Genomic DNA, 23603 nt, shown 5'->3' with positions numbered 1-23603 from the left:
CGTCACCCCTTACAGAATCACCGCGCGCAAGTTGCGCACCTTCGGCCTGGCCGTGGTGGTGCCGCTCAGCGAGAGGCGCAGGCGCAGCGATTGCGCATTGATGCCCTGCTTGCGGTGGTGCAGCTCGATCACACCAGCGGTCTGGCCGCTGCTGCTCTCCCACGGCACGGCCACCCATGCGCCCGCGTCATTGAGCTGGGCCTCCACCACAACACCCGAACCGCCGGGAATGTCACCCTCGAAGATGACACGCAGATCCGTTCCGCCCGATGTGGCGATGGCGGGTGTGATGTAGGTCCCAGTCTCCAGCAGACTGCCCACGGCCAGCACCGTGCCGGGCTCCAGCACCGCGCCCAGGCCACTCGCCCCCACGCGCATGGTGGCACTGAGCCGCGCAGTGCCGGTGTGCGGCTCGCTCAATTGCACGGTTTGCCCGGAATCGACCTCCATCGACCGCACCACGGCACCGGCCTGCGTCAGCAGCTCCAGCTTGTAGGTGATGCGGGCATCGCTGGCGGGCTGCTGCGCACCCGCATTGACCATCAGGCTGGTTGCATTCACAACGGCTTGCGATCCGATGATCAGCGTCTTGGTCTGCTCGGTGTAGCGCACCGCCAGCAGCTCGAAGCGCAACATCCGATTGGCGTAGCGCGTGGTGATCCCGGATGCGTTGGTCTGCCAATAGGCACCGATGGCGGCCTGCGGAGCGGTGACCCATCCACCCGTCTGGTTCTGCTCGCCATACTGACCCACATGCACCGACGTGATGGTGTCGGACGCATCCACCACCAGCGCCAGCGGCACATTGGCCGAAACCAGCACCGGCGCATCCCACAGGCACCGCGTCGGCTCGCCGTTGGTCTTGATGGATTGGGCACCAAGGCGCGCGCGGGCCAACACGTTGCCGAGCTGCCCGTTTTCATCGAGCATGCACATGGACACAAGCACGTCGCCACCAGCGGCCGAAAAGAACAGGTCCGCACCTGCGCACTGCATCACCGCCGAGGGCGTGATGATCTGGACAATCGAATTAAACGACATATGTAACCACTCCCGCAGTCATCCCGTACCCGCCGTAGATGGTGCTGAATCGACCGTAAGTTTTAATGCTCAACACGGCACCACCGAGATAGTTGGCCGAGCCTTTGCTCCCGTTCTCGCCCGCAAATTCGACCGCCTTCATCCCGACAGAAATATTGGCAGGCACGGTGAACACCCCATAGATTTCGCCGCGCGCATTGGCTATCAGCGATCCACCGGCCACCGGCGTCACCGCCACCGGCACACCATCGAAAGCAACACTCGCCAACGGCTCCAGCGGACGGAAGCCGGACACGCTGAATGTGACCTCGATCTGGCGCATGTGAACGCTGCTCACGTCCAGCTTTGACTTGTCGTAATACTGATCAAACGCCATCTGGACGTTGTGCGTTGATGCGTTCCGGCTGACATCAATGGGGTACGCCTGCGGGTAGGGCGTTTCCCATCGGTCCACGGCGGGCTGCAGCGCAATCGTGGCCGGAAGTTGCCCAGCCGCACCGCTCGGATTGATCGCCATCGACCGGCTGTAACTCAGCTGCGATACAGCGGCCACAAAATCGTAGGCCAAGCCGTAGGCCGTGACGCCATCACCCATCAAAAACGCACCTTCGTATTCATAGAGCTGCAGCGCCTGACCCGACACCATGGCCGTCTGCTCACGCCCCTGATCGCGCATGGTGTTGTCCATCATCGGATCGGCGAAATAGCCTTTTTTCAGTCCGCTGTAACGCCCCGCCACGTCGGTGGCCAGCCGCAGCTCTGCCAGATCGAGCTCGATGCTGTCCATGCGCGTTCGATACGCCCCCAGCGCATCCATCGGCACGGTTCGCACTGCGTCAGCCACCGTGCTGACCGTTTCCGCGTCCCACGTCTGCATGATGCTGGCCAACCCCAGCACGCCGCCCGGCACATCAGGCTCGACGGGTTGCCAAGTGGCCGGGATGCCCTTGATGATGTCCAGCTCACCCGCACTATTCATCACGATGCGGTCGATGCGCTTCATGGCATATGCATAGTCCACCTGCATGACGGTCTGCGGCACGCCGCCCTGCACGTCGAATCCGCGCGGCGTCTGGTTCAAAACATCCTCTGCGCTGATGTACTCAAAATCCACCGTGTACTCGCTGCCCGGCACCACCTCCGCGCCGCTTGGACTCCAATCGACCTGCCCGGCGGTCAGCTTGTAATCCACGTCCTTTGTGTAGGTGGTTCCACCCTGCTTCACGCTGTTGATCTTGTAGACGCTGTTTTCCGGCAATGGATCCGCAGCGCCGAGAAACGGACCGTGCGAGATCTGCGCCACACGGTTGCGCGCAATCCTGACCTTCGCAGGCTGCAGCACTGGCCATCGGTCAAACTGCACATGCACCAGCCCAGACGAGTCCACATTGTGCGGCTCGCCGCTGATCTGCTCAACGTCTGCGACCGCCGCAAACACCACGCGACGGTCCACCGGCTGCTCGATGGCTCGGCCACTGATGCGCGCCGCGCCCGCCGTGACGGCGAACACCTGCCGCCCCTGCTCATCGTCATCCGATTGAATGGTGACCAGCCCACGCACGACGTAGCTGCCGCCCGTGCTGTCGCGGTCGTATCGTTCAATGGCTTGGGTGATGGCGTTCATCGTTGGCGCTGGGTCACGAGGCGTCACCACGCCGTCGCGGATGGTCCACACCGGATAGAAATTGCCCAGCTGACCATCGCCCTGAACACCCCATTGCGTAGACACCTGCAGGCGGTCTGCACCCAGTTCGCCATACCCTGCCGCTCCGGCTGCGCGGTTGTACAACGTCGGATCATCCACCGCCGTGACCACTCGCTCGCGATAGAGCACCCCCACGTAAACCAGCCCGACGATGGGCACCTGCAGGGATGCGGCGGCCAAGTCATGCACCGCGCCCGAAATGTAGATGCTGCCCGCTTCGAGCGAGCATTCACCCGTATCGGCATTGACCGTGCAGCGCGCACCCTCGGTGATTTCACCATCCGCAAAGATCACGTCTGCAATGCGCGTGATCCGGTGATCGATGATGGACTGCGTTTCGTTCTGCTCAGCCGAGCCCGCCACGCGGTCGGCATGCACAAGCACCTTGGTGTAACCCTTGGCCGCATCGAATCCGTTGTAAATCGTCATGTCAGCATTTCCTCATCACAGAGGGATCACGATTTCTTCGTGGCCCTTGACCGTGCCACTGCGCAGCACTGGCGTTCGATATTCAAGCGAGTAGAGCTCGCCAGCGTCCGCCAGTTGCCCAGGTGTCAGATAGCGTTGCCCGGCTGGCACCTCCGCCTTGGCCACCGTGCCGAAGAACACACCGCACTCGCGCACCGTTTCCCCTTGCGCCTCTTCAAACGAGAACGTGGCTCGCACATAGAGGAACGGCGAGGGCTCGGCGCTGCGCTTGTAGTGCTGCCCGCCTGGCATCTCGATTTCACTATCCACCTCGGTGGCCGGAATCACATAGGACACTTCGCTGGCCAGCCTGCGGCCGATCTCATCGACCAACACCAATTGCTCGCTCGGCGTAGCAGGCGCGGCATTCCACGCGCCATCACCACGCCCCCATGCCACATGCACCGGCAAAGCCATCAATGCCTTGGCCAGCAGCTCGCGGCCGTTTTCCTGCAGAACTTGCATGCGTCGTTACTCCGTTGTTTCGTAGAAGGTGCTTTGAATGTTTGGCGAGCGCCATGGGCGCGCGTCCCAACGACCGCGCCATCTGCGGCCGCTGTCCATGCGTGGCGTGCATTCACTGGCGTGTGTGACCTCTTGCGCACGGGCGACAACACCCGGCCTTGCCGGACCGGCCATGCTGGCCATACCTACGCCGCGCGCGCTGCTCGGCTGGATTGATTGGTATGGCTGCGCCATCGCCGCCACATACAGCGCCTGACACCCGCTTACGGCACGCTGCACGACGCCATCCCAGCGCCACACATCCCAACGCCACACGTCCGCTCGACGCACACGGCTGGCGTACTGCAGCACATGGCCAGCGCGGATGGGCTCCAGCGTTGGAGCCTGCACCATCGATATGCTGAACCGCGCCTGACTGCCGATGACTACCCCACCACCATCACCCACATCCACCGGCGTGCCGCTCACGTTGTCCCAGATCGCAGCGTCCCACACAGGCCGGTTGTCCCATCGCAGCATGCGCAAGTCGTAGCGGTAAAACACCCGATAGAACGCCACATGCAGCGGAATCGTGTTGCGCACCGCGTAGGCCATCTCGGCTATGTCGGCATTGCTGACCTCGCGGCCCGGATTGATGTGCAGCCGTGCGCCGTCCTCATCGAGCGTGACGGCGGTGTAACCCAGCCACGAGAGCACGCGGCGCACACCTGCGGCGGTGCCGCGCTCGCGAAGCCATGGCAAGCCCTGCGCGATCAGCTCGCGCGTGTCGTCAAAGTAGCGATCAAACCGGCTTATCTGCCATTGCTGCGCAACCCACGGCAATACGCTGTCATTGGCCTGCATGGCGGCAGGCTCGATGCCATCAGCCATCGCGCCCCAGCCGCGCGGGAACGTGGTGTCAATCACCCGCTCCAGCACGGTGGACGATGGCGGCAGGATGGTGCGCGGCGTGGTCATGCAATCACCCCGGCGTCGATCAGCTGCACCACACCCAGCGCCGGATATTCACCGGCGTCAATGGTGGTGGTGACCGCTGGCGCAGCGTTGTCAGGAAACTCCACCGCATGCACGCCATCAACGTGCAGCAGCGTTGTGATGTAGCTGCGCGCCACGGTGCCAGCCATGATGCCCATGTCAGCAAACGCCGCGGCCAGGCGCTTGCGCAGCAGCTGCGGCAAGTCACCCGGTGCACTGCGCGTGCGCGAGATGCGCGCGGTGATGTTGATCACATGCGGCACGGCCACCGCCACGGTAAGCACCACGCCGAGCATGCGGGCATCGTCGGCATTGAGCGCCGCATTGACCACCGAGCGCACGGCCTGCGCCTGCGCCGCATCGGTCACCCACAGCATCACAAGCACCTTGCCCGGTGCGCTTTGCGTTGCGCGCGCAGCTCGCACCAACGGCGAGGCGGTCAGCGCCTTGTATTCGTAATACTCACGCGTTCCCTGCGCGCCGAGCGCGGCAATGCGCAGCTGCAGGCGCACGCGGAATCGATCATCCGACTCACCCGCCATGCGCTCGACGCCGAACATGGCGGCCAGATGATCCAAATCGGCGCCCTTGGCAAACCCCAGCAGGTGCGCGCGCGCCGCGTTGTTGATGCGATCTCGAATCAACAGCTCGCGCAATGAGAATGACTCGGTTACCTTGACCACCGGGTCAGATTCGAGCTTGAGGATGTCATCAATTCCCGGCTGGTGCGGCCGCATGCGATCCGCGAAATCAGCCTTGCCTTGGGCGAGGATGGTTTCAAACGACAGCTTTTCGACCACGCTCGGCGGCGCGAGTGTCTGCAGGTCGATCATGCAGCACCCCCATTCAGCGGCACGGACAGCGACAGCGACAGCGACAGCGACGCATCGCGGCTGAACTGGCCGGTGTATGCGCAATCGATATTGATCGTGACGCGGCCGGGCACGTCAGCATCACGCGTGAGCGACATTTTCGAGACTTTGATGCGAGGCTCCCAGCGCATGAGGGCCGAAGCCACAGCCGAGAAAACACGGGTCTGCGTCGATAGGTTGTCCGGCTGGTCGATCAGCGCGGGCACCAGACTGCCGTAGGTGCGGCGCATAACACGGCTACCGATGGGCGTGCTGAGAATGTCGGTGACGCTCTGGCGCACATGCTCGAGCATGTTGATGCGCTGGCCGGTGTTGCGGTTCATCATGGAATGACACCTCCACCCATTCCGCCCGCGCCCAACGGCTCGCCGGAAAGCATGGTGCCCATGGTCACCTTGGTGTGAACGTGGTTCATCAGGCTGATGCCACCGGCGATCACATCGACATTGGCCACCACCATGGCCGGGCCAATCTGCAAGGTGGCCGAACCGGCCTGCAGCGTGATCTGGTTCGGCTTCATCGTGATGCTGCAGCCGTTGCCCACCTCCATGCGGAATTCCTGAGGCTCCATGGTGGCGCTGCAGGTGCTCGACACTTCGGTGCGCAGCTTCTTCTCGTGGTGCGTGGTGTGCGCCTCGGGTGAGTATTCGGAATAGTCTTTTTCAGACCAGCGCGTGTACTCCACCGCCTTCCTATTACTTGGCGCGGCGTTGGCGTCGGAATAGAAGCCGAGCAGCGCAACGCCCTGCAGCAGGTCACCTCCCGGCGCAAGCACCAGACATTGCTCACCGACCACCGGCGGCCACCAGTGCGAACCGTCTTTGCCCGCAGCGCGGCCGGTGAACCACGGCAACCAGTCAGTGGTGTTGTCGCCCATCTGCACACGGCAGCGCGCGGCCTTGAGATTCACGGCATGCACGACGCCGAGGCTCGCAATGTTTTCCAGCTTGCGAGCCTGTTCCTGCGGTGTGTTTTGCTGCGGTGTTTGCGACATGCGCCCACTTTGCCGCCGCGCGCGCGCGAAGGCCAGCGCGGCGGGCTGTGGCTGCGCACATCACATATTGCGCACTAGCTGGACAGATGCCGCAGCAGCACGTCGCGGATCAGATCGGTGTCGGCATCGCTGATGCCCACCAGCTCGCGCGCCGGGTATCGATACGCTGGGCCGTGCGGATTGACGTTGTCGGTTTCACCGAAATGGTGGACACGCGCGATGCGCTGGGCGCGGCTCACGATCTCGACCAGCGCGGACCCAGGCGAGCCGCGCGCCTTCAAATTCTTGGCCGCCTTCATCTTCGCGAACAGCGGCAGCTTCTGCTTGGCCGCCTGCCGGATGCGCCCGGCCTTGCTGCGCATGGTGGTGGCTGGCGTCTTGCGCGGCTCCCAGCGGTTGCCGTCCGGTTCGGTTTGCGCTGCCATGCGCGCGGCATTGGCGGCGCGCAGCTTGCGAGCCACGTCAACGGTGATGCGCCTGCGCTGGCTCGGCTGCAGCTTTTGCAGCATACCCTCGGCCCACGTTTCCAGCGCCTTGAAATCAGCCATTGCGCGCGATCACGCGAAGCGCAGCGACTCGAATCGCTCGCGCTCGGGCGGGATCTCCATGTCCCATTGCGCCAGCAGCTTGTCCTTGAGGTACAGCTCCCAGCGCTCGGCAATGCCTGCCATGCCCGGCACGCCCGGCTCTGGCGGATGCTCGGCAATCAAGCGCGTTGGGTGATCCTCGTCCACTGCAACCACCACCCGCTCAGTCACCGGCACGCGAATGGCGATGTCGCAGCTCGCGGAGTCCAGCAACTCCACGTTGAACTCCAGACCCTTGGCCTGCGTCTTCGGGTTGTCCAGCAGCTCGGATTGATGCACCCGCACCCAAGCGAGCAGAGGCACGAACAGCGCATCGGTGTGGCCAACGTAGTTCAACACCGAGATCTCGATGGCGTATTCGTACTCAAACGAGAGGCCACCCGCCAGCGTGGACACCGCGCGCCCTTCATGTGCCAGCACGATGAGGTTTTGCGGGTCGCGTTTCAGGTCGGGGTTTGCCGACTCAATGAGCGCCCGCAGACTCTGCAGCTTCCACATGCTGATCCCCCTTCAATCTGGCTTTGTAGCGCTCGATTTCTGCGGCAGCGCCGTTGTATCGGTCGATGCAGATATTGAGCTCTCGAATTGCATCGTCTCCGTCGTCGGTGACGGCGTAAATATCCGCTGCATCCGATCCGACAAGTTCGGCGCGCGCTTCTTGAGGCCCAGCGGCTCCAGACTTGGCGGCGTCGCCAGTTGGTACGACGGCGGGCACGCAAGCGGCGGCCCTGATTGACACGCGCCGAGTGCCAGCGCGCAAAGCGCGATCACGCTCGGCCTGCAGAGTTTTCGCATGGTCTTTTGCCTCTTTCAGTTGCTTGGTCAATAGGTCTGTTTCAGCGCGCTGCCGTTTCTTGCTGTCTTCGGCCTCGCGGATCTGGCGCTGGCGTTCCGTTTCATTGGCCTCGCCCTGAGCCTTCTCCCTCTTGCCCACCGCCACCATGGCGCGGTCATAGCCCTGCCCTTCGGCCCACGCGTAGAACACCCACGCCGCGAGCGCAAGGCAAGCGCAAAGGATGATGGTCACATCGAGCGCGCCGCGCTGCCGTGGTTTACATGTCATGGCAAATACTCGTGTCATCGTCCCGCCGCTCTTTCATGCATGCACGAAACTCGGCACGCTCGCGCGCATCACGAGCGCCGCATTTCTCCAGCACCTCGCCCGCGTTGACGTACCAGGCGGCGGCCATGTCCGCCTCATCGAGCGCAATGTCCAGCATGCGGCACGTATTGGCCGCCGTTTTTGCGGGCACCACAACGCATCCTGTCAAACCAACCAGCGCGGCAATGATCGCGATTCGCACAATCTGATGCTTCATTTCTGCATCTCCATGCATGCGGCGATGCGTCGCTCCTGCCGCAGCCACACCCCTTTGCAGCCTTGCGGCCCCCAGTTCACCGGCAAGCGGCAATCACGGCCCGCCTGAAAGCGCCACGCCTCCAGCGCCTGGCACGCGCCCACGTAGTCACCACGCAGCAGCCACGTGCGCGGGCTCTGCGGCTTGGTCCAGTTTCCATAACCAAACTGGCCGAGAAAATCCATGTACAGATCGAATTCGCCCGGCAGCATCATGACGCCCGGCAGCGACTTGATGAGGCGTTTTTCGTCCTCTGCGGCCAGCCCGCGCGCGAGCTGCGAAGCACGCGCACGCGTGATCGGCGGATCGGTCATGCGCACCGGCGTGCCGTCTTCGTAGCGGGTGGAGCCGTGGCCAATCGTCGGCACATCGCCCTTGGTCGGCACGTATGGGACTTCGCTGAAACCTTCGTTGACCTTCCAAGCACCAAACCCGGCCGCCGACAACGTGAGCGCCGCGACAGCTACGCGAACAACTGATTGCCGCATCTGGTCCATTACTCGCCCTTCACCGGCGTGCCCTGCGCGGCCTTGCGCCAGCGGTACAGCAACCACCCGATCTGCAGCAGTAGATAAACGATGGTCAGCGTTCCGACCGTTGCATTTATCGACCAGCCTTGAGCCACCGATGTGGTGACCACGGCAACCGGCGGCGAGGCTTTGGCGCTTTCCACTGCAATATCCCTGATCATTTCTTTGCTCATGCTTTCAGTCCCACAGATAAACGCGCTCTTGCACCGGCTCTGCCGACTCCACCACCCGCACAGGGTGCCCCTCTGGCAGATCGGCCGCGAGCTTGGCCAAACCCGGATTGGCTTCGAGCGTGGCCTCCAAATTCCCCGCCGTCTTGCCCAGCGTGCGCAGCAGCAGCGCATCAAGCACCTCGTGCTGATGCGCGCGGACGGTGGCGCTCCCGGTGCTGGTGACCTCGCTCATATCAATTCCGCGATCACGCGCGAGCGGCTTTGCACGTCGGCTATGGCCCAGCGCAGCCGTTTCAAGAATCCAGACACGCGAACCTCGACGCCACTTGTCACGCGCGCCTCTTTCCCCGCGCCCTGCGGCAACGTGGCCATGTCGCGCGCCACCTCGGCGGTTTCCGCCAGCACATGCCACTTGATGGCGTGCCGGTACTGTTTGACGCGCGTGCTTTCCAGCTCCGAGCCCGTGCCGATGATGGTGGCGGGCACGTCGCCCAACGTCGCATAGCCCTGCGACTCCTGCAGCTCGCGCCAGTCCCGCAACTCGGCGTTGATGGCCCACATGGCGGCCTCGATTGCCTCGCGCAGGCGCGGCGGTGTCACCGTGGTTTCAATGCGCGAGTCGTCTCGCAGACGTTCGCAATCGATGTCCGGGAAAAATCCGTCATTCCCCACCACGCCCTCGTCCTGCTTGAGCGGTGGATTCACATGCGGTGCAACGAATGACATGGGGCCTTCTTCCAGAACGGTGTAGGTGTGGCGGTGGCCCTGGGCGTCGGCATATGCAAATCAATGCTGCCTGCCCAGGGGCCGCCACGGCGCGGGGTACGCTCGGTTTCGAGCGACTGGCTCGGGCTATTTCTTGACCCGACGCTCCAATCGCTCAATGTCTTTTTTCACGCCCGCGAGCTTGTCCAGCTCGATGGCTCGCTGCAGGTACGGCAGCGCCTGCTCGCACACGTCGGCAGACAGCTTGGCGATGTCGGCATCGCTGGTGCTGGTCTTGCCCAGCAGGGCCCAACCCGCCGCCTTACACAGCCGTGCCTTCGGCTGGTCCGGCGTGTCCGCCGTTGCGGTCATTTCCATGACGCGGCGGATTGTCTGCATGGCCTCATCGCCCGCGAGCTTTCCGTCGCACACGGCGGTGGAAATTTCGTCTTGCAAGATCGTGGCCACGTTGCGCCTGTAGTCGTCAGGCGGATTCACGCCGGTGGCCAGCATGTACTCGGCAATGTCGATGCCGCGCGTGTACAGACCCGCATCCAGACTCCAGACCATGGCATAAGCCACCACCTGATCCTGAGTGCCCGGCCGCGCCTGCAGCACGCCATCGACATAAGCGTCATACAGCGGAAGCAGCGTGCGCTTGGCTTCCACCTTGGCCTCAATCGATTTGATTTCCTTGAGGTCGCGGCGATGCTGATGGAGCTGCATCATCATCAGCTCAAAGGCCTCGCCCACCGTCTCGCCGTGGACGTTGGCGGCGTCGGCCTGCGCCTGTTGCTTGGCCGCGAGCTTGTGCAAATAGCTGCGCTGCGCCGGTGTTTGTGGCATGTTGAAGTTCCCCGCTTGTTTGATGCATGACCGGCAAATAGCGGCCCATTTTTTAGGCCGCTATCCGCCTGTCGTCTGGCTTATTCCTGCAGCTCGATGTTTTCGATCAGGCAGAACTTACTCAGGTCTTCGATCACGAAAGCGTCATTGCTGCTCTCGTATGTCTCGATGCGGTCAGCCTCTGGTGCTTCCTTGACATGACGGCGGCGCGAACCGTCTTGCCAGTAGACGGCCAGATTCTTCAAACTAGTGATACCCAACTTGCCGTCCGGAACAAACGGAACCGCCACGGCCGGCAGAGTGCCCATGCGCGTCTGACTGCGGATGACATCGGCGGCCAGAATTTCCGAAGGCGTGGAAATTTCGTTGACCAACGGGAACATCTTTGCGTGCAACAGTCCACGACCGACAACCACCACCATATCCTTTGCACCGCGATGCCATGGCGCAATCTGGTTATTGATGGCGTCATACACCAGCGCATCCAGATTTTTGTAATCTGCACCAGCACCTGCGCCGACGATGACCTTACCCGCCGTTTTCGTGCCGGTCGATCCGTCCAAAACCCGCTCTGGCGCCACTTCTCGCGCGTACTGGAACCAGCCCTTGTTCACATCTTCCAGCAGCGGATTAGCTGCCGGGTTAGTCGTCTCGGCAACGCTCACCCCGTTGAATCCGATCATGATGCGATCCAGCGCGCACCGTTCCTGAATGGCCTGCGACAGCAGCAGTTGAAATTGGTTTCCGAACTTCGCCCACATATCCAGCGCCTGATAGCGGATATGTGTGTCGTAGTTGGTCTGCGCGCACAGATAGCCACGGCTATCCATGTCCTTCATGTCCCGCGTCTTGCGCCGCAGGTCCCCCGACGTATTGGTGCGACTGGCAATCGGCCCTGTCACACCAATGCCGAGCTTTTCACCCATGAGTTCATCGACTGGCGCGATGGTAATAGCCTTCAAGAACTCGCTCGTGTCCTGAATGCGCTTTTCAAGACGCTGCTGCACCGATGGCTCGATGGCGAATTTCACTGTCGCATCAGCAATTCCGTTCAGCTTGGCCTGATCATCCAGATACTGATTGAACAGCTTTCGGGTTTCGTTCTTCATGTCCTCTATCCTCTTGAGAATGGTTTTCGTTGGTCGCTAAACAGCGGCTCTTTCAGCAGTCAGCTTTCGCTGCGCCTTCATTGCCGGTAGCTGCAGGGCGCTTGCTCGGGTTGCCGTCTTGCGTGCTGAGCTTTTCGGTCAGCGCCTTGAAATCGCCGCGCAGCTTCTGCAGCTCGGCGTCTTGATCTGCGCACTTTTTGTTCAACGCGACGACTTCGCCAGCCTGATGCTTCAACGCTGCATCTGCCGCGCCCATGAGTTCCAGCGTCTTGACCGCGAGCGCATTTGGCGCTTCGATCTTTTCCTTGGTCTGCGCCGTGGAGCGGAAAGATTCAAGCAGTGCGCCGAACTTGCTCAGAAGCACATGCGCAATGCCATCCGCGTCATCGCTCATTCCCAGATCGGACTCAACGCCGACAGAGAAGAGCGATTCAGGCTTTGTTTTCTTGGATGCGAACGGGCTAGCTGCCGGGTTCTGCGCTGCGAACTTGAGCACTTCCGTGCCGATGCTCGCGGGCGAATCAGTCACCGCCAGACCAACCATGTAGGCCTCGCCGGTCTTTGCGAAATTCGGATCGATTTCGATGCTGGAATAGATCTTCTGCTTGGCCTTGTTCATGGCCACGAGGCTGGGCAGTGCTTCGATTTGCGCGAACAAAGCAATCTTGCCGTCTTCGACCGTGCGGGCCTCCAACGCGAGCACGTCGCCCAGCGCAGCGAAAGAGCTATCCGGCGTAGTGCCTCGGATGTGCTCCAGCCACACACGAGCGCCGTATGTGTCGGGCTTGTAGTTCTTGGCCATCTGCTCGATCCATGCGCGCTGAATCTCGCGGCCATCGGTGGTCGCGCCTTCGGTTGCAACGCGGAAAAATTTAGTAGGCATATGCGGCTCGGTGTGTGTTGAAAGTTGACACCGCCTATGTTCCGCAGATGGCCCGCGCGCTGCAATTGGCGCGCACTGTGGCTGCGCACATCACATTTTTTCGTTGTCGATTTCCGCGCGCGCGCGGCAGACACTGGCAAGCATGACAAAGCAAGTCGCGCAGGACACCGCCGCGCCCACCGCTCAACGCATCAAGGCCAAGCCATCAAAAACAACGATGGCCCGGCAGGCCGCCGCATTGCATGACCAGGTGGTGAGCCAGTACAACGGCCTACCGAAGGGCGACACCAGCCCGGTGAATGATGGCGGCGCAGGCAAGCGGCGCGATGCACGCGGGCTGTATTGGCAAGGGTGGAAACTGTCGCACATTTCCGAGCACTTGGGTATCCCGCGCGGCACGCTGCATGGGTGGCTCAAGGCCGAGAAATGGAACGATGCAACGCCAACGCACCGCGTTGAATGCACGCTTGAGGCGCGCATGGTCTGCCTGATCCTGAAAGAGCAGAAGACCGGCGGCGACATCAAGGAAATCGACCTGCTCGGGCGTCAACTCGAGCGGCTTGCGCGGATTGGCAAGTACGAGAAGAGCGGGCGCGAAGTCGATTTGAATCCGAACATCGAGCGCCGGAACGCAGCGCCAAAAAGCCAACCCGCAAAGAATTTCCTCAGCAAGGAACACATTGAAAAGCTCAAGAGCGCTTTTCTTGACAGCCTTTTCAAGTACCAACTTCTTTGGTGGCGTGATAGCGACGCGCGCACTCGCGCCATTCTGAAATCGCGGCAGATCGGCGCAACATGGTACTTCGCGCGTGAGGCGCTTATCGATGCGCTGGAGACAGGCCGCAATCAGATTTTCCTCTCTGCCAGCAAGTCGCAAGCGCACATTTTCAAGCAGTACATCACGGCTTTTGTCTACGAGGTGTGCGGCGTTGAACTCAAGGGCGACCCCATCGTGTTGGCCAACGGCGCAACACTGTATTTCCTCGGCAGCAACGCGCGCACCGCGCAGGGCTACCACGGCAATTTCTATTTCGATGAGTTCTTTTGGACTACCGATTTCGAACGCCTCAACAAAGTGGCCAGCGGCATGGCCATGCACAAGAAATGGCGCAAGACGTATTTCTCGACGCCATCCAGCATTCAGCATGCCGCCTATGCGTTCTGGAGCGGCGAACGCCTCAAGAAGAAATCAAAAATCGAGGTGGACATCACACACGCGAAGCTCGCCACCGGATTCACCGGCGAGGATCGAGTGTGGCGCAACATCGTCACCATCGTTGACGCGCTCAATGGCGGTTGCGATCTCTTCGATCTGGCCGAGCTACAGCTCGAATATTCAGACGAGGAATTCGCGAACCTGCTCATGTGCGGGTTTGTCGATGATTCGTTCTCTGTATTCCCCATGGCCGACCTGCAGCCCTGCATGGTTGACAGCTGGGAAATCTGGAAAGACTTCAAGCAGTTCGCGCAGCGCCCGCTCGGCTATGCACCAGTCTGGATTGGCTACGACCCCAGCCAATCCGGTGACAGCGCCGGTCTTGTCGTCGTCGCACCGCCAGCGAAATCTGGCGGCCCGTTTCGCGTGCTTGAGACAGTGCAGTTCAAAGGCGCTGATTTCGAGGCTCAAGCGGACGCCATCAAGAAGGTAACCCAGCGCTACAACGTCGAGCACATCACCATCGACACCACGGGCATCGGCGCTGCCGTACATGAGCTGGTGCGCAAGTTCTACCCACGCGCACGCGGCATCAACTACAGCGTTGACAGCAAGACCATGCTGGTGCTCAAGGGCCAGCAGGTGATCCGGTCCGGCCGCTTGGAATTCGACGCAGACAAGCGCGAGCTGATGAATCACCTCATGTCCATCAAGCGCGAGCTGACCCCCAGCGGCCGAAGCGTCACCTACTCCGCAGGCCGCAGCAAGACCACCGGCCACGCGGATCTCGGGTGGTCACTGCTCAATGCACTGAGCAATGAGGCATTGGACGCAGGCACCGACATGGCCACCAGCACCGGCCGCTCTTTCATCACCGTTTCAGATTGACCCCATGCCAAAACGCACACGCCATTTCCGCAAGCTCGATCACACATCGACCGCCACAGCACCGAATGCCGACAGCCCGGCCACTCGCGGCGGCCGTGCCGAATCTTTCACATTTCAACTCGGTGAGCCGGAGCCCGTCATCGGCGGTCGCTCTGCCTTGCTCGAATATGCGGAGTGCATGGAGAACGGCGACTACTACGAGCCGCCGGTTAGCCTAGCATCGCTGGCCCGCCTGCTGCGCATCGGCGCGCACCATGAAAGCGCGCTGCGCTTCAAGGTCAACGTGTTGACCAGCACATTCGTACCGTCTCAATGGTTGAGCGCCGACACCTTCCGCGCTCTCGCGCTCGACTATCTGGTGCTGGGCAATGGCTATCTGGAAAAGCGATTCAACCGTCTAGGCGGCCTGCTTGAATTGCACCCGTGTCTCGGCAAATACATGCGCCGCGGCATTGACCCGGCGCGCAATTTTTGGGTGAACGATCTGGAGAGTCCGCACGAGTTTGCGCGCGACTCCATCATTCACCTGCGCGAGCCGGACCTGCATCAGGAAATCTACGGCCTCCCCTACTACCTGGGCGCGCTGCAGTCAGCCATCCTGAACGAGAGTGCCACCCTGTTCCGCCGCCGCTACTACGCCAACGGCGCACACGCGGGCTTCATCTTGTATGTGACCGACGAGGCGCAGAATCAGGACGACATCGACAAGCTGCGCAAGCAGTTGACCAACACAAAGGGCAACGGCAATTTTCGGAACGTCTTCTACTACGCGCCCGGCGGAAAGGACAAAGGCGTGCAGCTCATCCCCATCAGCGAAGTGGCGGCGAAAGATGATTTCTTGAACATCAAGAATTCCAGCCGCGACGACATACTGGCCGCACACCGCGTGCCGCCCCAGCTCATGGGCATGCTGCCCAACAGCACGGGCGGATTCGGTGATGTGGAGAAAGCCGCCATGGTGTTCGCACGCAACGAGATAGCGCCGCTGCAGGCCACCATGGCGCACGCCATCAACACGCAGGCAGGGCGCACGGTCTGCACGTTCAAGCCCTACCAGCTGACCGACGCCCCCGCCGCGAACTGACAACCACCGCAAGCCACCCACAAGCCCGCCTAGAGCGGGCTTTCTTTCGCCCACCCCACGCCCTCACCCACCCCGCAGCAGGCCCGCCACAGCCCGCGTGGCAGGCCCACGCCCCACGCGCGCACCCCACCCCGGCCCGGCCCGGCCGCCCCGACCCCCATCAAGACCGAAAGCGCGCGGTCGAGACCCCGCCGCGCCCGCACGCTAAATAGGTCGCTTTTGTCGGCACTGTCGGACACCCCGCCAGCCAAGCCCAGCAACGCCCCGCGCACGGTTTTCGGGTACGCTCTCACGTCGGAATTCGTCGGGTTTTGACATATGGCGAGCAATCCGCCGCCGCCTCTTTCCAGAAATCGCCAGCAAGCCCTCAAATCGGCCCGTGGAGCGCCTCAATTTGATAGGCCTGTACGTTGGCCGGTATAAATGAAAAAACCCGTTAAAACGGCCTGCATCAACGAATTACGGAACTCACAGCCTCCGCCAGAAATGCAGAAAGCGCCCATTGCAGGCGCTTTTTTCATGCCCGCTTCGGGGCATACAGCTCACTTCACGCCACTCTCCCAACGAGCACGACAACTCTTGTCCGATCACTCCTGACGACACCTGCATGCGATCCGCCTCGCAAAACGTATATGCAGGGACACGAGGACGGTCCCACGATCGGCATAACTTCAGGCCATACGCTGAGACACTTGCTGGTCGTGGATGTCACAGCGGTCAACAAGGGCTTTGCGTTTGAGCCTCGCCGCTGCGTGGTAGAGGGCAGCTTCAGCGGCTGGATCACTTCCAGCGCTTGAGCCGACATTGCGAGCGACTGCCGCAAGTGTTGGCCGGATTGCTCTTCCTCGTTTCTGTTCTGCCCATGCCGCCCAATGGTCCGCCATGGCTTGGAGCACGCGTGGGTTCATCACACGCTCGGCAACACGTGATTCGTCACGGCCCAGCGGTCCCTGCGTCTGGCTGTTGCTCTCCCCAGAGTATCTCGACATCCATGACACTGGCGACAGACTGTCCAGCGCGACGTGCTGGATTGAGAATGGTCCGATTCAGATACTCCAATGACGCATCGATTCGCTCATTCTCCGGATGAAGCACAATCCAGCGCTCCAACGCACCAGTGGCAGAGATCCAGACCCTCAACTCGATCCGGGAGATGTCCGCAGGCAATAGCTCTGCGAGTACATACCAATCGCCCACTGGCGCAGCAGATTGATCCAAATCTCCCGCTTCAAAATAGGACCCATCGATTTGGCTGTCGTCGGCAACGTCGGCAGGCCCCACACTCTCCAATGAAGATGCAGTCGGAGCAGACATGGAACGACGGGTGTCACGTTTCTTTGGAGATTCGACCAGTGAACGTGGAGGCATTGGCCGCACTTCAGACGTGCCAACTGTCGACTTTTTTGAAGCGATGTTGGGCAAATCATTCGTCAACAACTCCACAGTCAACACTCTTGACGACGCGAAGGGCAATGCCAGACGCGTTCCCTGATGCGGCCTTGCAAGCGCCATCAACAAGCACGCATGCGCAAGCGAGGAAAGAATGAAGGCGCAAACAAGTCGTCTACGCGAGAAAACGTCAAACAACGGATAGCTACTGACGAAGTTTATTTCCAGCAGTATTCCAAAGCTGCCTTTTCGTTGGCAAACCCAGAATAGCTATCCAAGGTCTTTCGACCAAACTGATCTACTCGGAAGTTGCCACATTTATCTCCAACCATCAAGTTAGCGCGTTTGGCCTCCAGAACGAAGCTGTCGCGCTCGGGATTTCTGGTGATCTCCACGTTGCTGGGAAACTCCACTTCATATCCCTTCGCTCCCTGTTTCAGGTGTTCCGGCAAGGCGGTAATGGACGTTCCAGCACTTGTTTTGTCGTAACGATAACTCTCGGTGTAATTGCGCTCCATCCACTGTTGAGCGGTCATCAGCACTGACTTGGCTTCCGCACGTCGCCCCTTGGCGACGAATTCCTTGTACGAAGGATAGGCAACCGAGGCCAGAATCGCGACGACAGCAACCACAATCATCAATTCAATGAGCGTGAAGCCCTTCTGCAAATATCGGTGATTCATAAGAGCCTCTTCACTCTGGTGTCAATGTGCGGATGCCCGGAATTTCGCGCCAATGCATGCGCGGCGTAGAGCTGTAGCAAATCACGGCATCCGATGTACCACCCAGCGTAATGAACGAACGTTGGCCAGGGCCGCAGATGGCCTCCTTCTTGGTGCAGTTCGCATCGGCCCCTTCGCCATCGCAGGTGCAGCCTTCGGTGCCACGCGTGCAATTCACCGTCACTTTGGTTCGGCCTCTTGCTGGGTTGTTCGATGCATAGGACACCTTCTGGTCCTGGAAGTTGGCTCCGGAAACCAATTCCTTCTCACCGCCGACCGTCACCACGCCCTGACTGTTTCGCTCTGCCTGCCCCGAAATCGGATCGATCGTATACAGAGATGCATTGGGCGTCGCATTGCAGGCCACCGCGGCTTCATCCGCAGTGATCGGGCGCACCGTCACAAAGGACATCACGCCCGCATTCAGAGAAGGATTGGAAAGCACCGATTCCTGAACCACGGGCAAATTCCAGTACCAGCCATCCTTCGTCGTCCAGTCAATGACGTCACCGCTCAACGTCACCGCTCCGCCCGAACCGCGAGTGGCGGTACGGGCCACCAGAGTCGAGATGCCGCTGGGCAGATCGCGCGACACGTTCAGCCCTGTGCGATCCCAGATGCCGTAGACGCGATACGTCATGCCCGTAGCGAAGTCCGGTGTCTCGAATGCATTTCCGGTGGCAAAGTTCACCATCAGTCCACCCTTGCCCATGTAGAGCAAGATAGGAGCCGTCGTGATCGGGAGGCCCTTGGTCTGCCCGCTCACCGTTGTAGTGGCGCGGTACAGTGGCTTGTTGACGTTGTTGTTTCCCTTGTACGCCACGTCCCACGCGGTGTCATCGGAACCACGAATGTTGAACTTCCACATGTTTCCCTGAAGGTCACCTGCATAGACGACGTCAGCGATGCCGTCACCGTCATAGTCCTCCCAGCGCGGAGTGGACAGGCCATTGCTTCCCAAAGTCGCATCGGCAACGATCTTCTTGTATTGCCCCGTCCAATTGCCATTGTTTGGGCCCTGCACATAGAGAATGTACAGAACCGCTTTGCCGTTCGTGGATTTCTGTCCATTGCCGAACAGCACGCCATACTTGCCATTGTTGAGCTTCACCACCGGCAACGCTTGATTGGACACAGTGTGCAGACTGGCATCGCTGATGATGTAACCCAGATCAACATCGTCATCCGAAGTGAATTGCCACTTGAATACGTTCGACGCATTGGACTCCGTGAGCGAATCAACATCCGTCACATCCAGCGCATAGATCGCCTTTCCACCACGCCCCAATGCACCGAAGAGATAGGAGCGCCACTTGTCCTTGTTGGCGTCTGGATCTGCGTCGGTGCCAATATTCACATCGGCCACAAAGGGGCTGCCGTCCACATATGCCCAGACCAAGCCATCGGGTTTGCTTTCAATGTCATTGGTAGTGAAATCGGCGCCGTTGATGCGCGTACGAGCCGTGGTTCCACGCTGCAAAGGAATCTCCGCAAGCCGGTTGGCCAGTACACCAGGCACATAAGCGAACACCTCGGCGCCGGTCTTGGAATTGAAGGCATGCAACATGCCGTCATTGGCGGGAACCCAAAGCAATTGCTTGCGATCCTTGTGATCCGCATAGAACTTGGTATAGCCATCGTATCCAGTGCCATAGAAAGCGGCGCTGGGTGCAGTCTGCAACCAAGGCGTACCGTTCACCAGCGGGCCAAGCAAGTTGCTCTCTCGCGAGCGCAAGCCATTTGGTCCTTCAAGGGTTTGATTTCCTCGAACGTAGTCAAGCACATTCTGAGCGTTTGCAGCCGAAACAACGTTGGTGCTCGCGGTCGTCATTTGCGTCTGATAGGCGCTACCGACTTGTCCCCATCGAAACGCTACGCCAGACCCTGCGGCGTTCGTGATGATTTCGCGGCCACCTCCCTGACTACCCGAGTGCGTATCAAACAGCAGCTTTCCAGCCTCCCACGTATAGAGAGGATCGAAATAGCCTTCAGAGTCGATTTTGTAGGCTTCGAGCGTTCCGGATACAGACGCGGCATCAAACTTGGCAACGTACTTAAACTCGTCGGTAATGAACTGGGCGGAGGAAATGGCTGGCGCGGCATTGGACGACTTCACCAACGCGTCCAGCGCCTTGCGCAATTGCGATTCAAGAATGTCCGGACGGCGTGCAAGAAAGTACCCGTCTGGTACGCCATCGCTGCCCGAGGTTCCGTCAGCCTTGAGTCGATCCCAGGACTCGACGGTAGGAGGCATGGAAATATCCGTATAGGTACCGTTGGAGTTGCGACTGCTTGACGTGAAGTAACCATACTTCGCGGCATACCACAATGGATCCTGAATGAGGACGTTATCAACACCAAGCATCTGGAATCTCTCGCTGTACGGATAGTCAGCATCTCGAATCGCATTCCAAGCGGAACTCACACTGCAGCGTCCAGCGTCATTGTTTTTCCCAAGACATTGAAGCTCGCCCTCAGCGCCCGTCATACTATTGTCACTAGTCATGTGCCTGTGCGTGAGATAGCGCTTGTCGCGATTCGTCCCCATCACGCTGAAACCATGCGTTCCAGTATCACCCGCACCGACGTTCAGGATATCCGTCGTGATCTTGATGATGTACCCCGTCGGGCTTGGGTTTGCAGTTGTTGCTCTCTCAACGTCATAGCGAATGAACCCTGCAATGTCCATATCGTAGTCACCACCCAACTGCGCGTCGTTCCACGTGACCACAAAACTGCCGTAAGGCATATTGGTCGTAGGATGAGTTCCCGAATTGATCGATGCGAACGTGAGCAAAGCGCCCGGCATCTGTTTGTCGCCTCCGCCATTCCAAAGGCTTTCCGGTGTGATGTAAACATATTTGACTGGCGAGGTGCCAGGAATCGGAACCTCTATGCGAGCCGCACCACCCGAAAGAGAGGCCGCAAGCGTCTTCACTTTCAATGCATCCTGAACGGATCCAATATCTGGAGGGGGGCTTGTCAGATTTCTGATTTTGGAAGTATTCGCATACAAGGCAGCGCCTGCAACCTGATAGGTGCCGCCCATCCCAGGCGCATCCGGACACACCCCTGACGCCAAAGAGAGTTTGGCGAGAGTCTTACTTGAGCATGATTGGCCAAACGTCCCGTCGATCGTGCCGATCGATCGGACCGTTCCATTGATTCCCTCCGCCACACCAATTTTGTCCGTATAGGACGCAATATCTCCCGATTTGTTGATCAGTGTATTGAATGCCGTACTGGCCTGCGAATCAGCGCCACTGGTTTTGGTAGCGCCATCAAAACTCAACGCGCTGCTCGACAGCGCCATTGTGTACATCGGCCGGCATACCGAGTTTCCAAAAAGTCCACGCCTTACCGTATTCGTATTCGCAAGCGGATCTTCCCAAGTTTTTACGACAAGCCCTTTAGTGGTGTCATTGGTTGACCCCGGTGCGTTGGTTTGTGTCTTCCCCGCGTAATACTGCAACGCTTGTACGATCATTTCTCCAATAGGATTGCCCCAAGCAGGAAGTGTTCCGTCATTCAAATCCTTGGGAAGCGGCTTACTGCTTCCATAGTCGGATGAACCTCGCCCATACAGAACAAAGCTGTCAATGGACTTGATGGCTCCGTTCCCTTTGGTGCGTCCATCTGATGTATTCCCAGTACAAACATTGCTGCTGGAGTGGCAAAAAACACCTGTATCCGTGTTGATTTCGTCAGAGAAATCTCCCATGTTCTTGCGCAGCGCACCGGCGTTGGTATTCTTGTCATAGCTCCCCGTCAGCACACCGAACTCAGCGCGCGCGGAAACAGATGCACTCGCTGACAACCCAAACTCTTGAAAAATGCCGTACGGCTTATAGTTTGTCGTCAAATTAGCGGGCGAAGCCATGCAACGCTCTTCGCCCAGCCACGATGGATTGCAAACGAGAACACGGACATTCAATTCAGAGCTTGACGCACTACCAGTGATACTGTCCTTCGTACCGTCTGGTGGGTCCACCTCATGGGAAATTCCGCCGTTGCCTTTGTCGGCATCAAGATAGTAACGCGCCAGCTTCTTCCCCAGAACACCAGTGCCCCATTCACACACCGTCCCTTCAACAGTGGCCCAGAGGCGGTAGTTCCCCTTGGCCACGCGAATGGTCGGAGTCCCACCCTCACCCATATCCGTGGAGCGGTTGCAAATGCTTATCCCGGCATACACGTTCTTGTTGCTGCCGGTTGATTTTGTCAAATTGGCCGTTGTGTATGGGGTGTAGTCACGAATGTCCGTTCCACGGTAGTATTTGACGAACGAGTGAGAATCCTTCGAGAGGTTGGTGCGCTCGAGAACCGTCAATGAATTTGTCACGGCGGTGATGACACCGCTGGAATTTTTTGTGGCAGTGGCAGTGTCTGTGCTGCGTTTCCCTCCATAGAGCATCTTCCGGATCACATCCAGACGCGTCATCGTGGCCCAGTTCAGAAAATTGCCACCCCATTGATTTGAGCCACCACAGACATATCGACCATCGCCAGATACTGTTGCATTGGCGTTGGGTTCAAAACGGCTGTTTGCATAGGTGTAGCATTTGGTCGAATCAAAATACCCGTAGTACTTGAAATCCGGTTTGAACGTGGTGTCGATAACACCGTCGCCATCCAGATCTTCAAAGTCGGTATAAATCGGGCCAAACAGCGTGTGATCCTTGGAGGTCGCCAACATCAGCATCGGCTTGTTGGCTGAGCTCACGATATTCGGTGGGATCGTGGCACGAGGCGTGGACACCTCGACGGGCGTAGCATGGGCGGCGGTCAGTGTGACCGCAACTGCCATCACCACACCGCCCCTTCTTGCCCATTGACTGATTTTCATAGGATTCCCCTCACTTCTTCGCAGCAGCTTGCAGGCTCTCTGCGGTGCAATACATCACGGCATGAAAATGGTCTGGAGGACCACTTGTGTGCGCTCTGAATATCCAAAACCTCGCGCCGTGATTCGATACATGGCGCTCCATTCGTTGGGATTGCTCCCCTGTCCACTCACCTGGGTTTCGACCTGATTGATGCGCACGTTCTTGCGTTTGAAATATTCGATCATGTACTCCGGCTGCCGCGCCACGCCAATAAGCGCAGCCGTTCCTGTATAAGTGCCGAGCGGCACGCCGCCTGCAAAGGAATCGCAGTTGTTGTGGTCAACCGGAACACGTCCCGGTTTTTTTGTCAGGTCGTCGCTCCAAAGTCCGCTCTTGCCACCGGGCCACCAAGGCTCAGCCGTCGTTCCGCTGGCAGCGACCCAGCTCGCCGTGGCATACGCAGCTTCAGGAATTGCGCAGAGGCCACGCTTGCAGTCCGTCGAAAAATCATTGGGGTTCAAGGCCACCTTGCCTCGGCTGCACGACGCGTTGGTGGCGACCGAACTGAACGCGGTCATGAAATCGCGTTCCGCATCTCTCAGCGCTGCTTCCGCAGCCTGCCAAGCGACCGCCTGATCGGTCTGATTTCTTGCCATGCCCTCGGACAGAACAGACTGCCGCGCGGTCCACAAACCTATGCCGGTAATGGCGATCAGAAACATCATGACCACCACCAATGCCACGCCCTGCTGAGCAGGTCGAGGATTTGAACCACTACCAGCGACGGCAGCGGGCCTGCTCATTTCGATGCCTTTCTTCAACATTCC

General features: G+C 59.7%; 24 protein-coding genes. 2 read left to right on the top strand and 22 right to left on the bottom strand.

Going from position 1 to position 23603, the window contains the following annotated elements; genetic code table 11:
* Positions 1–9: 9 nt before the first annotated feature.
* From ISG32_RS03800 to ISG32_RS03715, 18 genes are all read right to left on the bottom strand, one after another.
* The gene (locus ISG32_RS03800) at positions 10–1041 is read right to left on the bottom strand and encodes a virulence-associated protein (protein ID WP_194769653.1); all 1032 of its coding nucleotides are present in this window, start codon (positions 1039–1041) and stop codon (positions 10–12) included.
* Positions 1031–3175 carry a DUF4815 domain-containing protein gene (locus ISG32_RS03795; protein ID WP_194769652.1) on the bottom strand — a complete coding sequence of 715 codons (2145 nt, stop codon included), beginning with the start codon at positions 3173–3175 and terminating at the stop codon, positions 1031–1033. The genes ISG32_RS03800 and ISG32_RS03795 overlap by 11 nt, the downstream gene beginning before the upstream one ends.
* Before the next feature lie 15 nt (positions 3176–3190).
* On the bottom strand, positions 3191–3679 hold the full coding sequence (locus ISG32_RS03790) for a hypothetical protein (protein WP_194769651.1): 489 nt from the start codon (positions 3677–3679) through the stop codon (positions 3191–3193).
* Positions 3680–3685: 6 nt separating this feature from the next.
* Positions 3686–4636 carry a phage tail protein gene (locus ISG32_RS03785; RefSeq protein WP_194769650.1) on the bottom strand — a complete coding sequence of 317 codons (951 nt, stop codon included), beginning with the start codon at positions 4634–4636 and terminating at the stop codon, positions 3686–3688.
* A complete protein-coding gene (locus ISG32_RS03780; protein WP_194769649.1) occupies positions 4633–5487 on the bottom strand; it encodes a baseplate J/gp47 family protein in 855 nt (284 codons plus the stop codon). Before ISG32_RS03780 ends, ISG32_RS03785 begins: the two co-directional genes overlap by 4 nt.
* Positions 5484–5852 carry a GPW/gp25 family protein gene (locus ISG32_RS03775; protein WP_228529549.1) on the bottom strand — a complete coding sequence of 123 codons (369 nt, stop codon included), beginning with the start codon at positions 5850–5852 and terminating at the stop codon, positions 5484–5486. The genes ISG32_RS03780 and ISG32_RS03775 overlap by 4 nt, the downstream gene beginning before the upstream one ends.
* Positions 5849–6520 carry a phage baseplate assembly protein V gene (locus tag ISG32_RS03770; RefSeq protein ID WP_194769648.1) on the bottom strand — a complete coding sequence of 224 codons (672 nt, stop codon included), beginning with the start codon at positions 6518–6520 and terminating at the stop codon, positions 5849–5851. Before ISG32_RS03770 ends, ISG32_RS03775 begins: the two co-directional genes overlap by 4 nt.
* A gap of 74 nt (positions 6521–6594) precedes the next feature.
* Positions 6595–7068: a phage virion morphogenesis protein gene (locus ISG32_RS03765; protein ID WP_194769647.1), complete on the bottom strand. Its 474-nt coding sequence runs from the start codon at positions 7066–7068 to the stop codon at positions 6595–6597.
* A gap of 9 nt (positions 7069–7077) precedes the next feature.
* Positions 7078–7605 carry a phage tail protein gene (locus tag ISG32_RS03760; protein ID WP_194769646.1) on the bottom strand — a complete coding sequence of 176 codons (528 nt, stop codon included), beginning with the start codon at positions 7603–7605 and terminating at the stop codon, positions 7078–7080.
* Positions 7571–8170: a lysis system i-spanin subunit Rz gene (locus tag ISG32_RS03755; RefSeq protein WP_194769645.1), complete on the bottom strand. Its 600-nt coding sequence runs from the start codon at positions 8168–8170 to the stop codon at positions 7571–7573. Before ISG32_RS03755 ends, ISG32_RS03760 begins: the two co-directional genes overlap by 35 nt.
* Entirely contained in the window at positions 8160–8426 is a 267-nt protein-coding gene (locus ISG32_RS03750) for a hypothetical protein (RefSeq protein ID WP_194769644.1), read from the bottom strand. Before ISG32_RS03750 ends, ISG32_RS03755 begins: the two co-directional genes overlap by 11 nt.
* On the bottom strand, positions 8423–8953 hold the full coding sequence (locus ISG32_RS03745; protein WP_228529548.1) for a glycoside hydrolase family protein: 531 nt from the start codon (positions 8951–8953) through the stop codon (positions 8423–8425). The genes ISG32_RS03750 and ISG32_RS03745 overlap by 4 nt, the downstream gene beginning before the upstream one ends.
* An 8-nt stretch (positions 8954–8961) precedes the next feature.
* The gene (locus tag ISG32_RS03740; RefSeq protein WP_166306242.1) at positions 8962–9168 is read right to left on the bottom strand and encodes a hypothetical protein; all 207 of its coding nucleotides are present in this window, start codon (positions 9166–9168) and stop codon (positions 8962–8964) included.
* A gap of 4 nt (positions 9169–9172) precedes the next feature.
* Positions 9173–9400 (bottom strand): tail protein X, encoded by a 228-nt coding sequence (locus ISG32_RS03735; protein ID WP_194769642.1) that lies wholly within the window; start codon positions 9398–9400, stop codon positions 9173–9175.
* Complete coding sequence (locus tag ISG32_RS03730; RefSeq protein WP_194769641.1) at positions 9397–9894, bottom strand: head completion/stabilization protein; 498 nt, start codon at positions 9892–9894, stop codon at positions 9397–9399. The genes ISG32_RS03735 and ISG32_RS03730 overlap by 4 nt, the downstream gene beginning before the upstream one ends.
* A 126-nt stretch (positions 9895–10020) precedes the next feature.
* Positions 10021–10719, bottom strand: a complete 699-nt coding sequence (gene gpM / locus ISG32_RS03725) for a phage terminase small subunit (RefSeq protein WP_194769640.1) — start codon at positions 10717–10719, stop codon at positions 10021–10023.
* 80 nt (positions 10720–10799) lie between these two features.
* Positions 10800–11828: a phage major capsid protein, P2 family gene (locus ISG32_RS03720; protein WP_194769639.1), complete on the bottom strand. Its 1029-nt coding sequence runs from the start codon at positions 11826–11828 to the stop codon at positions 10800–10802.
* A gap of 52 nt (positions 11829–11880) precedes the next feature.
* Positions 11881–12711 (bottom strand): GPO family capsid scaffolding protein, encoded by an 831-nt coding sequence (locus tag ISG32_RS03715; protein WP_194769638.1) that lies wholly within the window; start codon positions 12709–12711, stop codon positions 11881–11883.
* Between the two features lie 142 nt (positions 12712–12853).
* Between ISG32_RS03715 and ISG32_RS03710 the strand changes: the two genes are divergently transcribed.
* Both ISG32_RS03710 and ISG32_RS03705 read left to right on the top strand, forming a co-directional pair.
* The gene (locus ISG32_RS03710; protein WP_194769637.1) at positions 12854–14755 is read left to right on the top strand and encodes a terminase large subunit domain-containing protein; all 1902 of its coding nucleotides are present in this window, start codon (positions 12854–12856) and stop codon (positions 14753–14755) included.
* A gap of 4 nt (positions 14756–14759) precedes the next feature.
* Positions 14760–15839 (top strand): phage portal protein, encoded by a 1080-nt coding sequence (locus ISG32_RS03705; protein WP_194769636.1) that lies wholly within the window; start codon positions 14760–14762, stop codon positions 15837–15839.
* Between the two features lie 933 nt (positions 15840–16772).
* Here the strand turns inward: ISG32_RS03705 and ISG32_RS03700 are convergent.
* The 4 genes from ISG32_RS03700 to ISG32_RS03685 form a co-directional block, all read right to left on the bottom strand.
* A complete protein-coding gene (locus ISG32_RS03700; RefSeq protein ID WP_194769635.1) occupies positions 16773–17273 on the bottom strand; it encodes a hypothetical protein in 501 nt (166 codons plus the stop codon).
* A 173-nt stretch (positions 17274–17446) separates the two neighbouring features.
* The gene (locus ISG32_RS03695) at positions 17447–17911 is read right to left on the bottom strand and encodes a type IV pilin protein (protein WP_194769634.1); all 465 of its coding nucleotides are present in this window, start codon (positions 17909–17911) and stop codon (positions 17447–17449) included.
* A 10-nt stretch (positions 17912–17921) separates the two neighbouring features.
* Positions 17922–22796, bottom strand: coding sequence for a pilus assembly protein (locus ISG32_RS03690; RefSeq protein ID WP_194769633.1), 4875 nt, complete (start codon positions 22794–22796; stop codon positions 17922–17924).
* A 54-nt stretch (positions 22797–22850) separates the two neighbouring features.
* The gene (locus ISG32_RS03685; protein ID WP_228529547.1) at positions 22851–23600 is read right to left on the bottom strand and encodes a pilus assembly PilX family protein; all 750 of its coding nucleotides are present in this window, start codon (positions 23598–23600) and stop codon (positions 22851–22853) included.
* Positions 23601–23603 lie beyond the last annotated feature (3 nt).

Origin of the sequence: Diaphorobacter caeni (assembly GCF_015354245.1) — a bacterium.
In the GTDB taxonomy this organism is placed as follows: domain Bacteria; phylum Pseudomonadota; class Gammaproteobacteria; order Burkholderiales; family Burkholderiaceae_C; genus Diaphorobacter_A; species Diaphorobacter_A caeni.
The sequence above is the reverse complement of the archived record's forward strand: the minus strand, read 5'-3'. Positions and strand labels throughout refer to the sequence as shown.